The organism is Salinibacterium sp. SWN167, assembly GCF_015864665.1.
Classification (GTDB): domain Bacteria; phylum Actinomycetota; class Actinomycetes; order Actinomycetales; family Microbacteriaceae; genus Rhodoglobus.
The window spans coordinates 1-13,476 of the sequence record NZ_JADYWU010000001.1 but is presented as its reverse complement, the minus strand read 5'-3'; the positions used below and the strand labels follow the sequence as shown (position 1 = coordinate 13,476).

Annotated in this window: 13 protein-coding genes and 1 tRNA gene; 13 read left to right on the top strand and 1 reads right to left on the bottom strand. The window is 62.0% G+C overall.

The features are described from left to right. Window positions 1-61 precede the first annotated feature (61 nt). The 10 genes from I6E60_RS00070 to I6E60_RS00025 all read left to right on the top strand — a co-directional run bounded on the left by I6E60_RS00070 (window position 62) and on the right by I6E60_RS00025 (window position 9,005). A complete protein-coding gene (locus I6E60_RS00070; protein ID WP_197178249.1) occupies window positions 62-424 on the top strand; it encodes a DUF1801 domain-containing protein in 363 nt (120 codons plus the stop codon). A 267-nt stretch (window positions 425-691) separates the two neighbouring features. Further along, entirely contained in the window at window positions 692-2,146 is a 1,455-nt protein-coding gene (locus I6E60_RS00065) for a glyceraldehyde-3-phosphate dehydrogenase (RefSeq protein ID WP_197178247.1), read from the top strand. 90 nt (window positions 2,147-2,236) lie between these two features. After that, window positions 2,237-3,265, top strand: coding sequence for an isopenicillin N synthase family oxygenase (locus tag I6E60_RS00060; RefSeq protein WP_197121814.1), 1,029 nt, complete (start codon window positions 2,237-2,239; stop codon window positions 3,263-3,265). Between the two features lie 84 nt (window positions 3,266-3,349). Beyond that, a complete protein-coding gene (locus I6E60_RS00055) occupies window positions 3,350-4,456 on the top strand; it encodes a Gfo/Idh/MocA family protein (protein WP_197121812.1) in 1,107 nt (368 codons plus the stop codon). Further along, entirely contained in the window at window positions 4,453-5,301 is an 849-nt protein-coding gene (locus I6E60_RS00050; RefSeq protein ID WP_197121810.1) for a fumarylacetoacetate hydrolase family protein, read from the top strand. The genes I6E60_RS00055 and I6E60_RS00050 overlap by 4 nt, the downstream gene beginning before the upstream one ends. Beyond that, entirely contained in the window at window positions 5,298-6,047 is a 750-nt protein-coding gene (locus I6E60_RS00045) for an SDR family NAD(P)-dependent oxidoreductase (protein WP_197178246.1), read from the top strand. The genes I6E60_RS00050 and I6E60_RS00045 overlap by 4 nt, the downstream gene beginning before the upstream one ends. 86 nt (window positions 6,048-6,133) lie before the next feature. Further along, window positions 6,134-6,209: transfer RNA gene (locus tag I6E60_RS00040), tRNA-Arg, on the top strand. Between the two features lie 1,265 nt (window positions 6,210-7,474). Further along, window positions 7,475-7,894 (top strand): hypothetical protein, encoded by a 420-nt coding sequence (locus I6E60_RS00035; protein WP_197178245.1) that lies wholly within the window; start codon window positions 7,475-7,477, stop codon window positions 7,892-7,894. Window positions 7,895-8,232: 338 nt separating this feature from the next. Then, window positions 8,233-8,562: an antibiotic biosynthesis monooxygenase gene (locus I6E60_RS00030; protein ID WP_197178244.1), complete on the top strand. Its 330-nt coding sequence runs from the start codon at window positions 8,233-8,235 to the stop codon at window positions 8,560-8,562. Window positions 8,563-8,612: 50 nt separating this feature from the next. After that, window positions 8,613-9,005: an HsmA family protein gene (locus I6E60_RS00025; RefSeq protein ID WP_129072887.1), complete on the top strand. Its 393-nt coding sequence runs from the start codon at window positions 8,613-8,615 to the stop codon at window positions 9,003-9,005. A 92-nt stretch (window positions 9,006-9,097) separates the two neighbouring features. Here the strand turns inward: I6E60_RS00025 and I6E60_RS00020 are convergent, their stop codons facing one another. Then, window positions 9,098-9,913 carry a dienelactone hydrolase family protein gene (locus I6E60_RS00020; protein WP_197121802.1) on the bottom strand — a complete coding sequence of 272 codons (816 nt, stop codon included), beginning with the start codon at window positions 9,911-9,913 and terminating at the stop codon, window positions 9,098-9,100. 172 nt (window positions 9,914-10,085) lie between these two features. Here I6E60_RS00020 and I6E60_RS00015 point away from each other — a divergent pair, with 172 nt between their 5' ends. The 3 genes from I6E60_RS00015 (at window position 10,086) to I6E60_RS00005 (ending at window position 13,307) form a co-directional block, all read left to right on the top strand. After that, on the top strand, window positions 10,086-11,654 hold the full coding sequence (locus I6E60_RS00015) for a carbohydrate-binding domain-containing protein (protein ID WP_197178243.1): 1,569 nt from the start codon (window positions 10,086-10,088) through the stop codon (window positions 11,652-11,654). 124 nt (window positions 11,655-11,778) lie between these two features. Beyond that, on the top strand, window positions 11,779-12,561 hold the full coding sequence (locus I6E60_RS00010) for a DUF427 domain-containing protein (RefSeq protein ID WP_197178242.1): 783 nt from the start codon (window positions 11,779-11,781) through the stop codon (window positions 12,559-12,561). An 11-nt stretch (window positions 12,562-12,572) separates the two neighbouring features. Beyond that, entirely contained in the window at window positions 12,573-13,307 is a 735-nt protein-coding gene (locus I6E60_RS00005; RefSeq protein ID WP_197178241.1) for an NAD(P)H-hydrate epimerase, read from the top strand. The last annotated feature ends 169 nt before the right edge of the window (window positions 13,308-13,476 follow it).

Sequence of the window (13,476 nt, the reverse complement as noted above, 5' to 3'; positions counted from 1 at the left end):
GGCGCCCCTCCAACTACTAAGTCTTATTATCCTACTAATGGCGACTACTAAAGTGAGCATCATGGATACCACCACGACGAGCCACCGCGACTGGCGGGGCGAGATGCTTGCCCACGTTCGCGCACTGATCGTGCAGGCTGAGCCCGCGATCGTGGAAGAGGTCAAGTGGCGAAAACCCTCGAATCCGGATGGCGTCGCAGCATGGAGTCTCGACGGACTGATCTGCACCGGCGAGACGTACAAAGACAAGGTCAAACTCACGTTTGCGCAGGGCGCTTCACTCGACGACCCCACCGGTCTCTTCAACAGCAGCCTTGACGCCAAGGTCAGACGCGCGATCGACCTCCACCAGGGCGACGTGATTGACGCTGACGCTTTTCAGTCGCTCATCCAGTCCGCGGTGGCGTTTAACGCAGCTCGCTAACTTTCGCGCCTGCCGCGATCCGCCAGCCGCCTGCTTCTGGTGGGGTCTAGATTGCGCCCACATTCGGCGCAACAAGCGGCACCACAACCGCGGCCAAACCGGCATCCGCACCGTTAAGAATCGCCCCCTTTAGCGATCTCTAAAGTGTTGCCCGAACTGTGCTTTTCTGAACGCGCATGCTGAGCATCCGTCTGGGAGAATGGATGCGGGACCAGCCGTGCCACAAGCGCGCCCGCGGACCAAGACAGTGCAGTCGGAAGGAACCTGATGCAACGCGAACACAGCGACGAATTTGACCGGTGGAATGCCCGCCAAGAACTGGCCGAGGCAATGATTCCCCTCATCGGTGGGCTGTATCGCAACCACGGCGTCGTGACCTCGATTCATGGTCGCCGTCTCATCAACAAGTCACCGGTTGAGGTTCTCAAGGCCCACCGTTTTGCGCGTCAGCTCAACGAGAGCGAGCTGCCGATCGAAGAGACCATGCCGATCATGGTGGCGCTCTCGGCGATGCCGCTGAATTCGGCATCCATTGATTTGGCGAAGTTGGTGAATCGGTTCCGCCAGGTAGGCGGCGACCTGGGCGAGTTTCTGGCTGCTGAGCTTGCTCCCGTGCTCAAGAACGGCACCGAGCCCAAGGCGGCGGGAGCGGATGTCGTGCTCTACGGTTTCGGACGTATCGGTCGACTGTTGGCCCGCATCCTAATCGCGCACGCCGGCAACGGCGAGGGACTCCGGTTGCGCGCGGTCGTCGTGCGCAGGGGCTCCGACAACGACCTCGTGAAGCGTGCCAGCCTGCTGCGTCGCGACAGTGTTCATGGCCCGTTTGAGGGAACGATCTCGGTCGATACCGAAGCGAACACGATTCTTGCCAACGGCACCCTCATCCAGGTGATCTACTCGAACGACCCGGCCACGATCGACTACACCGAGTACGGGATTTCGGATGCCATCGTCGTCGACAACACCGGTCGCTGGCGTGACCGTGAGGGTTTGAGTCAGCACCTCAAGTCGAAGGGGGTCAAGCGGGTTCTGCTGACCGCTCCGGGCAAGGGCGACCTCAAGAACATCGTGTATGGCCTCAACCACGACACGATCGAGGACACGGACACGATCCTGTCGGCGGCCTCGTGCACGACGAATGCCATTTCGCCCGTGTTGAAAGTCATCAGCGATGAGTACGGAATCGAGCACGGGCACGTCGAAACCGTGCACTCCTACACAAACGACCAGAACTTGACCGACAACTTCCACTCAGGTGACCGCCGCGGCCGCTCGGCCCCGATGAACATGGTCATCACCGAGACGGGGGCGGCGAAGGCCGTCGCGAAGGCAGTTCCAGAACTGGCGGGATTGCTTACCGGCAGCGCCATCCGCGTTCCGACGCCCAACGTATCGATGGCGATTCTGAACCTCAACCTCGCGACCGAAACGACTCGCGAAGAGGTGAACCGGTACCTGCGAAAACTCTCACTTGATTCGACTCTGCGACAACAGATCGACTTCATTGATTCCCCCGAGGTGGTATCGAGTGACTTCACGGGTTCGCATCGCGCGGGCATTGTTGACGGACTCGCGACGATCAGTTCTGGCAAGCATTTGGTGCTGTATGTCTGGTACGACAACGAGTTCGGCTACACGAGCCAGGTCGTGCGTGTCATCGAGCATATGGGCTACACTCACCCGCAAGTTATTCCCGAACGCGCCGTAGTCGGAGCATAATTTTCCGAACCGTGATCGTGTTACGCCTCGGTCCCATGCTGTGAGCGTAACAATGGGAAGTTCTCAAACTTGGCGTGCAAACATCGTGGCATGAACGATTCCGCACTCCCTGTTATTGACCTCTCGCTACTTGACGGCGGCCCTGAATCGGCCGCCAAATTCCGGGACGATTTGCTGTGTGCGACCCACGACGTGGGGTTCTTCTACCTTGTCGGCCACGGTGTCGAAGAATCGTTGATGGATGACCTGCTTGCGGCATCCCGCGAGTTCTTTGCCCTGCCCGCCGAACAGAAGCTTGCGGTCGAGAATGTCAACAGCCCGCAGTTCCGTGGGTACACCCGCGTGGGCGGCGAGCTGACCGAGGGCAAGACCGACTGGCGCGAACAGATTGACGTCGGCCCGGAACGCGATGTTGTCGACAGCACTGCCGGACTCGCTGATTACTGGCGCCTCGAAGGCCCGAACCTGTGGCCGGATGCCGTGCCCCAGCTTCGCGAATTGGTCAACGAATGGAACGACAAACTCAGCGCTGTCTCGCTGCGCCTGCTGCGCGCGTGGGCCCAGGCCCTCGGCGCCCCGGAGGACGTGTTCGATCACGCCTTCGCTGACAAGCCGTTCCCGCAGCTCAAGATCGTGCGGTATCCCGGCGAGTCCAACCCGGAGCCCAAGCAGGGCGTGGGCGCTCACCGCGATGGCGGCGTTCTCACCCTGCTCATGGTGGAGCCCGGCAAGGGCGGTCTGCAGGTCGACTTCCAAGGCGAGTGGGTGGATGTTCCACCCAAGCCGGGCGCGTTTGTCGTGAACATTGGCGAGATGCTCGAGCTCGCGACCGAGGGTTACCTCAAGGCGACGCTGCACCGCGTCATCTCGCCACTCATCGGCGACGACCGCATTTCGATTCCTTTCTTCTTCAACCCGGCTCTCGACACCGTGATGCCGCAGCTGCAGTTGCCGCCCGAGCTCGCCGCTCAAGCGCGCGGCCTTTCGCTCGACCCCACGAACAGCCCGATCCTCGAAACGTACGGAGACAATGCGCTCCGCTACCGAATGCGGGCGCACCCCAACGTTGCCCAGATCCATCACGACGATCTGATTCAGGGACCGCGGGGTGCGATCTAGGGCTGCCCGCCGCATTGCCGCCTCCACGCGTTTGATATATCGTTTGATCACGAGTTTTACCGTCTATGAGAGCCGGAGCACCCCGTGTCGCCCTTTCCCGAACGTGAGCCAGCCGAGGCGTACACTCTCGCGCTGCCGCAGCACCCGCGCCCGATCGTCATGATTGGCGCCGGGGGAATTGTGAAAGACGCGCACCTTCCGGCGTACCGCAAAGCTGGTTTTGAGGTGTGGGGGATCGTCAACCGCACGGCAGCCAAGGCGCAGGTTCTCGCCGACGAGTTTGGCATCCCGAATGTCTTCACCTCGCTGTCGGATGCCGTCGCAGCGGCTCCGAAAAACGCCGTCTACGATCTCGCGCTCATGCCCGAACAATATGCAGCGGTGCTCGACCAGCTACCCGATGGCGCGGCCGTGCTCATCCAGAAGCCGTTCGGGCAGAATCTTGCCGAGGCGCGCGGGCTGCTCGAGATTTGTCACCGCAAGAACCTTATTGCTGCCGTCAACACGCAACTGCGGTTCGCGCCGTATATCGCGGCCGCCCGCGCGCTCATCGCCGAGGGAGCGATTGGCGAGCTCTATGACCTGGAGATCCGTATCGCCACCGAGACGCCGTGGGAGATCTTCCCGCACGTGCTGGGCATCGAGCGTCTCGAACTCAACATGCACAGCGTGCACTATATGGACCTGGTGCGCTCGTTCTTGGGTGACCCCGACAGCGTGAGCGCAGCGACGGTGCGGCATCCGGCCAAGCCTCAAGTCTCAAACACGCGCTCCACAATCATCATGCGGTATCGCGACCGCCCGCTGCGGGTCACGATCAGCACGAACCACGACCACGGTTTCGGCGGCGACTACGAAGAAGCTTTCGTGAAGTGGGAGGGCACCAAGGGCGCCATTCGCGCGCAGCTGGGCCTCATGCTCGACTACCCGCGCGGTGGCCCCGACGCTCTCGCCATCGCGTACACCGATAAGCCCGAGCTGGGCTGGCAGCCGGTGCCGTTCGAGGGCAGCTGGTTCCCGGATGCCTTCATCGGTTCGATGAGCGCGCTTCAGCGCTACCTCGAGGGCTCAGTTTCTGCACTTCCGACCTCGGTCGACGACGTCATGCACACCATGGCGGTTGTCGAGGCCGGTTATGAATCACAAGAGCGCGAAGGTATCGCGCTGGCAACGAAGGAGAACACTCAGTGAGATTCGCGCGACTCGGGCCGGTTGGCTCAGAAATTCCTGTTGTTCTCGATGAAGGTGGCGCCTTCAATCTGACGTCGATCACCGCCGACATCAACGGAGCCTTCTTTGCCAGCGGTGGCGTCGCCGCGGTGCGTGCCGCGCTCAACGCCGGCACCCTGTCGGCTATCGAGACCGAGGGGGTGCGCGTGGGTGCTCCCATCGCTCGCCCCGGCAAGATCGTGTGTGTCGGCCTCAACTACAGCGACCACGCTGAAGAGACCGGTGCAACGCTGCCCGACGAACCCGTCATCTTCATGAAGGACCCGAGCACCATGGTCGGCCCCTTCGACGACGTGCTCATCCCGCGCACGAGCGAGAAGACCGACTGGGAGGTCGAGCTCGGCGTCGTGATCGGCGCAACCGCTCGCTACCTTGAGTCTCCGGATGACGCGACTGCCGTCATTGCTGGTTACGCCGTGTCGCACGACGTTTCCGAGCGCGCTTTCCAACTCGAACGTGGCGGAACCTGGGACAAAGGCAAGAGCTGCGAGACCTTCAATCCGTTCGGGCCTGAGCTGGTGACCGCCGACGAGGTGGCCGACCCCCAAGCCTTGGGCTTGCGCCTCTGGGTGAACGGTGTCGAACGCCAAAACGGCACGACCGCAAATATGGCCTTCGGCGTGAACCACATCATTTGGTACCTGAGCCAGTTCATGGTGCTGCAGCCCGGCGATGTCATCAACACGGGCACTCCCGCGGGCGTCGCCATGGGCATCGAGGGTCAGCCGTACCTGCGTGCCGGCGATGTCGTTGAGCTCGAGATCGACGGCCTCGGTCGCGCTCGCCAAACCTTGGTGCAGGCATGAGCGCCGAGTTCGACGGTCTCGTCGCGGTCGTCACGGGGGGAGCATCCGGCATCGGCCTCGCTTCGGCACTCGCGCTAGTAGAGCGTGGTGCCACGGTTGCGGTTCTCGACCTCAACACTGAGGGGTTGGATGCTCGCCTCCACGGATTCACCGCGGACGTGTCAGATCGTGCCTCCGTCGACGCCGCCGTTTCTGCGGCCGCCGAGAAGTTGGGCGGCATCGACATCGTCGTGAACAACGCCGGTATCAGCGCGGTCGGAACCGTCGAAGAAAACGACGACGCCGAGTGGGCGCGTGTTCTCAATATCAACGTCATCGGTATGGCGCGGGTGTCGGCGGCAGCGATGCCCTGGCTTCGTAAGTCTGAGCACGCCGCGATCGTGAACCTCTGCTCCATCGCCGCCCTCAATGGCCTCCCGCAGCGCGCGCTGTACGGCGCCTCCAAGGGTGCCGTTCTCGCGCTGACCTACGCAATGGCAACGGATCATGTGGCGGATGGCGTGCGCGTCAACGCGGTCAGCCCCGGCACAGTCTCCACCCCGTTCGTGGAGCGGATGCTGCAGGGCTTCGACGACCCCGTCAAGGAACGTGCCGCTCTGGACGCCCGCCAGGCCACCGGCCGCATGGTCACCCCCGAAGAAGTTGCCGGCGCGGTCGCGTACTTGGCAAGCCCGCTCTCCGGCTCAACGACGGGTACCGCGCTCGAAGTTGATGGCGGTGTCGCGCACCTTCGCGTCAGAAAATAGGCGCTCGCGGCATCCGACTGTCAAAAGTGTCACTGGCAGTCCGAATCCGCTGGTATAGTTTTCTGGTTGGCGAAAGTCATCGAGATGCGCCCGTAGCTCAGCGGATAGAGCAATTGACTACGGATCAATAGGCCGGGGGTTCAAATCCCTCCGGGCGCACCAGCTAAAACAGGTCTGATCAGCACTTTCTCGTGGAGTGCGGCCAGGCCTGTTTTTTGTTTGCCCACATTTTGCCCACACTTCACAACGCTTTGGGTCGCATTTCGGTCGGAATTCGGTCCTTTCGGCTCTTGTCGGCCCAGTGCTTACCTAGGATTTGGTCAATGGTGTGGAGGTGACCCATTGACCTTCGATCAAGGGATCAGGGCATGGCCGGCCTCTATTTCTTCATGGGGTGACAGCCCAAGCAGCACTCTCTGCGACACTCACGTCGTTAAGTGAGTTGCTTCCGCAGTGCGCGTCAACTCGCGCCGCTAGGGTCCAACGAATCCGATGACTCGTACTTATCGCGCGTCAGGGCTCGTCAGGCCTGACCGCGATTGCGAACTTGCCGCAGTCAGGATTCTTGGCCTTCGTTCTGACTCAAACTGAGGTGCCGAGCCCTCTTATAGGGGACTCTGCCTGCTTCTGGCGAGCATAAACTCGTGCAAAACTCAAGTTGGGGAGCCTTGAGGCGTAGAGTAGCTTTCTCGCCAGTGGAATCACAAGAAGACTCGGGCCCTCCGACGGGTGCTAAATATGTTGAAGGAAAACAATATGACCATCGTCGTACATTGGCCGATCGGATGATTCTCATCAAACCTTATGACCTGAGTCGAGAGCAAGCGAATCGCCACTTGGCGCACGCTGAAGCCACCCTGGATTTTCGGCTGACAGAGTTAGCGCATTGGATGGCCGCCAGTGGCGGACCTATTGATGAGATGGATGCGTCTTGGGCGAGTGTGGGAACCCTGTGGGAGTGGACTCAATCGTTTATCAGCTCTGAGGTAGCGGAGGTAGTCCCCGCCGAGTGGCGGACGGACCAGTCGATCGGATTTGGCTTTGTCCCCGAGCTCCAATACCGGCGCACCCAGTACATCGTGCAGGCGTGGCCGAGCTACATTTTTGAGGTCTTACACCGGTTGGACGCATCGACACGTCTCTGTCTTGCCAGCGCTGAAGGCAAAGACCATGTCGATTACAACGAGCTGGCATTTCGTTCTCAGTCGGGTAGCGAGCCACTCTTTGTGGATTTGCGTAGGTGGGGCGCAAGAGCCGGCACCAATAGCAGAAACTCTGATATCCACCAGTTTAATGCCTGGTTCTCAACCGAATTCGATGATTGGCACGCCCTAGTTAAGGAGGAGCCTCGCGGACCCTCAATCCTCGCCCCGTTAGTCGAGCGACCTCTAAGTGACTTCGATTCGCTGCGCAACCCGCCGGAGTTTGTGTCTGAGCCCAGAGTGGCGCCAGACAAGACGGTTCCGGCCCTTGCGCAGCTGGAAGACGACGAGTTCATGATCGCGCCCCGCGACTACGACCCCGACGATCTTGCCGCCGGCCAGCCGTTGGACGCTGCGGTCGTGCATCAAGCTCTCCTTGAAATGGATGCGAGCTTGGGTGGCGGCGGCACCGCCACCGAACCAACCGACTGGTTCTCTGCGGAGCAAGCCGATGTCACGCTCGGTTCTGTGGCTGCCGCAACGATCTTCGTTGCCGACGGTGTGGTGCGCGGAGTCGGGTTCGAGATCGGTGAGATCACCAAGAAAGAATGGCGCGTTCTCTCTAAACAAATGCGAGCACTGGCACACGAGCTGGGCGTGCACTTCGCTCCCGACCAAGACGAGAGCTGGACTGCAAACCGTTAGCTTCGGGTATTCGTCTGACAACGTATATCGCGCAGAGAAAGAGCCCGAGGCGTGAGGAGCACCGACAATCTCGAGTGGTGCCGTGCCCACATTTCACCCACATTTGGGGAGCACCCCAGTCAACTCGCGGCATCACAATCGCACCCAGTCACCAGTGTTTTGCAGTGATTTTCGCGACTTCCGCATAGTTCTGCGGGAATGGTTTTCGACTACGGATCAATAGGCCGGGGGTTCAAATCCCTCCGGGCGCACCACTCCAGAAAGCCCCACATTCGTGTGGGGCTTTCGTCGTTAACGGCCGCAGCCGTGCTCCACTGAGCATTCGTTAGAGTGACGCCATGGCATCCACTGAGCAGGGCCGCGTCGTCGAACACGCGCTTCTCCCCGTCAAGCCAGGCCGTGAGGCGGAGTTCGAGGCGGCTTTTGCCCAGGCAAAGAGCATCATTGCGGCGATGCCGGGATTCCGTGGGCTCACGCTCTCGCGTGGGGCCGAACATCCGCAGACCTATCTGCTGCTCGTGCGGTGGGACACCGTCGATGACCACGAGATCGGGTTTCGCGGTTCGCCCGAATATCAGCAATGGCGAGCTCTGCTGCACGAATTCTACGAACCGTTCCCGGTCGTCGAGCACTTCGATGAGGTCGAGCGGGTCGAGACGACTGGCTGAACGCCCGAACCACTTTCGCTCGCGAGCCGTGAACAGGCCAAAATAGAGAGATGCTGCTGCCTGCGATCATCCTCATCACCCTGGCCCTCGTGTTTTACACCGTCGGGGTGTGGAGCGAGCGAGTGCAGAAGGTGCTCAAGCCGTGGCATGTCGTGCTCTTTGGGCTGGGCCTAGCGGCGGATGCCACGGGCACGTTCCTGATGAACCTGATCGCGACCGAGAATCGTGCGGCCGGCATCGAGCAGAGCGCGTTGAACCAGCTGATGGGAGTCACGGGAGTGATCGCGATCGTTCTCATGGCCGTGCACCTCGCCTGGGCGATCGTCGTGCTGGTGCGCAACCGTGAAGCCGAGAAGACCAGCTTTCACCGGTTCTCGGTCATCGTGTGGGGCATCTGGCTCGTGCCGTACATCGTTGGTGCCCTGGGATCGAGCCTCGGCTAGAGCAGTTCAGCTCGCGTATCCAGCATCGCCAGTGCTGCGTTCTTTGCTAGTCGCGCGTCGCCAGCCGGGCCCCGCTGCCCAGTCGTAGCCGCTCAGCCGATTCGCTCGCGCAAGAATGCCACGACCCGCTCGCGGGCAACCGCCGCCGAGTTGTCCGGGTTCTCGCGCACTTCGCCCGTGAGCACCGAGTGTGCGGTCGGCGCATAGCCATCAGGGTTTCCGGGCGAGGAATCCAGCTGGATGATCTCGAAGGCGTCGCCGAGGCGAGCCTTGATGGTGTCGAAGCGGGCGCGCGGAGCAGCGGTGTCTTCACTGAATCGCAGGCCGAGAGCACAGACTTCGCCGGCATCCGCTCGGGTGGCAATTCGATCGAACTCGGCGGGCGAGACTCCCGCATCGAGTTGGCGCGCACGGCCGACCGGAAAGGGCACGGCCGGTTGGCTGAGAACGGATGCCGCCACGGAGTCATCAATCGCCGCAGCTAACGCGAATCCGCCCGTGAAGCACTGCCCGATCACACCAACACCTCGCCCGGGGGTGCGAGCGGCGAGGTTGGAGGCAACCGCCCGAAAGTAGTCGGTGACGGGCCGCGACGAGTTCGTTGCGAACGCGCGGAACTCGGCGGTCACGCACAGCCGCAGCACGATCCGCGTCATGTAGCCCCGGGTCTTGACCTTGCCCGGCTCGCCGAACGGCGAGGGCACGACAACGGTGAAGCCCGCCGCGACAAGGTGCTCGGCCAAGCCCAGCACCTCCGGGGTGATCCCGGGAATCTCGGGGATCAGCACCACGCCGGGCCCCGCCCCTTTTTCGAAGCAGTCGTAGGTCAGGCCCGCGGCAGAGAAGGGCGCGCGAACCCAACCGTCGAGCGTGCCGACCGGGGCGGAAGGGGTGGTTGCGGGTGTCATGGGTCAATCTTCGCGCATAGAAGCGCGGCGCACGCTGTGGGGGCAGAGCTCGGTCGAGAAGGTGGCCTGTAGCGCCGTTTTGACATCCACGGCTCACGCATATCTTGCTCATAGAAATCTCATAGAGAACCCCGATGTGATGGAGCACGTCAACCACCAGAGGAGCTTGATCATGAAGCGAAATCACTTCACCCTTACCGCCGCAGTCAGCACGTTTCTGATTGGCGGAGTGCTGTTGGCCGGATGCTCGACCGCCGTTGAAACTCCCGCCGTCACCTCCAGCGTGATCGCCGAGATCAGCGAAGCGAACGTCGATCTGAACCTTGGACCCGTTGCGACAGAAGTTCTTGCGGCGAACGCAAACTCAACGACCACCAACGACGATGAGTGGACCCTCGATGGCGCCGTTTCGATCGCCCTCGACGGCTCCACGGCAACTGCCGACGGCGATGGCGTGAGCGTCTCCGGTTCCACGATCACCATCAGCGCGGCCGGAACCTACATTCTTTCGGGGCAATTCGATGGCCAAGTAGTCGTCGACACCGACGATGAAGACGTCGTTGCCCTCGTGCTCGATGGCGCCAAAATCTCCAGCTCCACGAGCGCCGCAATCGCGGTCGCTAACGCCGAAGACGTCGTCGTTTCGCTCAGCGGAACGAACTCACTCTCCTCCACCGGAGACGACGCCGACTACAACGCCACGCTCTTCAGCGACGCCGACCTCACCATCTCGGGCGACGGATCGCTCACGGTAAGCAGCGCGGTCAACGATGGCATCACAAGCCACGACGACCTCGTCATCCTCTCCGGTGACATCACGGTCACCGCCGGAGACGACGGCCTCCGCGGCAAAGACTCGCTGACCATCGAAGGCGGCACTGTCACGGTGGATGTCGGCGGCGACGCTCTCAAGTCAGACAACGACGAAGACGAAACCCGCGGCTACGTCTACATCGCGGGCGGCACCGTCGACCTCACCGCGGCGGATGACGGAGTCCAGGCCGAGACCGACATCGTGATCGCCGGTGGTTCGACCACGCTCGCGGCCGAAGACGACGGGCTCAAGTCTGAGGTCAACATCGTGATCTCGGGCGGCGCAACGACTGTCGAGAACTCGTATGAGGGTGTCGAATCGTTCACGATCACCATCGAGGGTGGCGCGCTCGCGGTCAACGCCAGCGACGACGGCATCAATGCAACGAGCGGCACCAGCACCACCACCGACATCGGCGGCATCGTCGAAGCGGATGACGGAGCAATGGTGTCGATCACCGGCGGCGAGACCACGGTCAACTCTGCCGGCGACGGAATCGACTCCAACGGGTCGATGCTCGTCACGGGCGGTATGACCACGGTGTTCGGATCGTCAGAAGACCGTGAGGGTGCGCTCGATGCGAACGGCACCATCGTGGTCGACGGCGGAACAGTCTTGGCAGTCGGTATGACCTTCATGGCAACCGCGCCCGAAACGGCATCCGCGCAGGGCTGGGTGAGTGCGTCACTCGAGCAGGCGTACGGCGCCGACCAGACCGTTCAGGTGCTCGATAGCAGCGGCACGGTGATCGCCGAGTTCACCTCGGTCAAGTCGTTCCAGTCGGTCGTACTGTCGGATGCCGCCATCACGAACGGCGACACCTACACGATCACGGTTGACGGCGACTCAGCCGGAACGGTGACCGCCGGAGTCGCAGCGGCGGGCAGCGAAAGCGCCGGCGGCGGCGGCGGAGCGCCTCGCCCGTAATCTGACGCAGCAGCGGTTGCCACCAGCGTTCGCCCCCGTGGCGTTCGCTGAGCGGCAGCCGCTGTTGTGTTGTCCCTCACAGCCGACGGTGACAGGCTGGACCCACTGACGAAAGAGGGTTCTGATGAACGACTATCCAGGAATGATTTCCGAGAAGAACCTCATCCAGCCTGTCCCGCGTCGCATCCGCGGCTATTTCGCGGGCGAGCTGATCTTCGACACGACGGCGGCCCTGTATGTGTGGGAATGGGCGCCGTATCCGCAGTTCTACATTCCTCTCGCCGACGTGAAGTCCGAGTTCCTCGTTGACGAGGCGCAGGAGAAGCACGAGACCCGCGGCAGCTATCACCGCACGGGTCTCGCGGTGGGGGAGCGCGAGCATCCGGCAGCAGCCAAGGTGTACGCCGGCGACGGGCTCGAGGGCCTCTCCGACATGGTGCGTTTTGAGTGGGATGCGCTCGACTCCTGGTTCGAGGAGGACGAGCAAGTTTTCGTGCACCCTCGAAGCCCCTATACGCGAGTGGATGCCGTACGTTCGACCCGCACAGTTCGGGTCGAACTCGACGGGGCCGTTCTTGCCGAGTCCTCGTCTCCGGTCATGGTCTACGAAACGGGTTTGCCGACGCGGTATTACCTCAACCGCACCGACGTGAACTTTCAGCACCTTGTCGCCAATGACACCGTGACCGAGTGCCCTTATAAGGGAACCACTACCGACTATTGGTCGGTAAAGGTGGGCGACACGGTTCACGAGGATTTGGCGTGGTCGTACTCCTTCCCCACGCGACAGCTGTTGCCAATTGCCGGCCTCGTGGCGTTCTACAACGAGAAGCTCGACATCTTCATCGATGGCGTGGAGCTCACGCAGGCCAAGACCCACTTCTTCCCGTCGACTTCTGCGAGCTAACAGCGCGCGTCATGGCAGCTAACAGCTTTCGAACGGACAGCGGGCTTGTTGTGCCTGCTATTACGACGACGCAAATGCGCGAGGTCGATCGGGTTGCGGTCGAGGAGCTGGGGCCCAATCTCTATCAAATGATGGAGAACGCGGGGCGCAATCTGGCGTCGCTCTGTGTGGAACTCCTCGGAGAGCGCTGGCCGACAGCACCGATCGTGGTGCTGGCCGGAACCGGCGGCAACGGCGGCGGCGGAATCTGCGCCGCCCGCCACTTGGCCAACCACGGTGGCAACGTCACCCTGGTCATCTCGAACCCGTCTCATCTGAAGGGCGTCCCTGCCGACCAACTCGCGCTCTACCGCGCCACCGGTGCCCGAGTTGCGACGGTCGCTGAGCTTGACCCCGTGGATGCTGAGCTGCTCGTCGATGCCGTGTTGGGCTACAGCCTCGGTGGTGCACCGCACGGGGCAGCTGCCGAACTCATCAGATGGATGTCGCACCACTCCGCCCCGGTCGTCTCCCTCGACATCCCATCCGGGGTCGACTCCACGACCGGCGTAGCGCCAGGTGATCACGTCACCGCGACCCACACGATGACTCTCGCTGCTCCGAAGACGGGGTTGGATGCCGAAGCCGTCGGCACTCTCTGGCTGGCCGACATCGGAATTCCTCGTGAGGTTTATCGGCGCGTAGGTATCGAGCTGCCTCCTGCTGTCTTCGTTTCGGGTTACCGAGTGCGACTTCGGGCATCCTAAGCGCAGTGTTTTGGGGCCCTCATTTTTGCGACACGCCCGGGATGTTGTCGGTGTTGGCGAGGGGGGCAGAATGCACGTAATGTTTCCTCTTGTCACCCCAAAGGTGCGGAAGTCCCGGGCAGTTCTGCTGCTAGGTTTCCGGCCTCAAGTGGGGGCCACCATTCTCCTG

Coding starts and splice junctions, on each gene's coding strand:
- I6E60_RS00070 (WP_197178249.1), top strand. CDS start 62: ATGGATACCACCACGACGAGCCACCGCGACTGGCGGGGCGAGATGCTT.
- I6E60_RS00065 (WP_197178247.1), top strand. CDS start 692: ATGCAACGCGAACACAGCGACGAATTTGACCGGTGGAATGCCCGCCAA.
- I6E60_RS00060 (WP_197121814.1), top strand. CDS start 2,237: ATGAACGATTCCGCACTCCCTGTTATTGACCTCTCGCTACTTGACGGC.
- I6E60_RS00045 (WP_197178246.1), top strand. CDS start 5,298: ATGAGCGCCGAGTTCGACGGTCTCGTCGCGGTCGTCACGGGGGGAGCA.
- I6E60_RS00030 (WP_197178244.1), top strand. CDS start 8,233: ATGGCATCCACTGAGCAGGGCCGCGTCGTCGAACACGCGCTTCTCCCC.
- I6E60_RS00025 (WP_129072887.1), top strand. CDS start 8,613: ATGCTGCTGCCTGCGATCATCCTCATCACCCTGGCCCTCGTGTTTTAC.
- I6E60_RS00020 (WP_197121802.1), bottom strand. CDS start 9,913: ATGACACCCGCAACCACCCCTTCCGCCCCGGTCGGCACGCTCGACGGT.
- I6E60_RS00015 (WP_197178243.1), top strand. CDS start 10,086: ATGAAGCGAAATCACTTCACCCTTACCGCCGCAGTCAGCACGTTTCTG.
- I6E60_RS00010 (WP_197178242.1), top strand. CDS start 11,779: ATGAACGACTATCCAGGAATGATTTCCGAGAAGAACCTCATCCAGCCT.
- I6E60_RS00005 (WP_197178241.1), top strand. CDS start 12,573: ATGGCAGCTAACAGCTTTCGAACGGACAGCGGGCTTGTTGTGCCTGCT.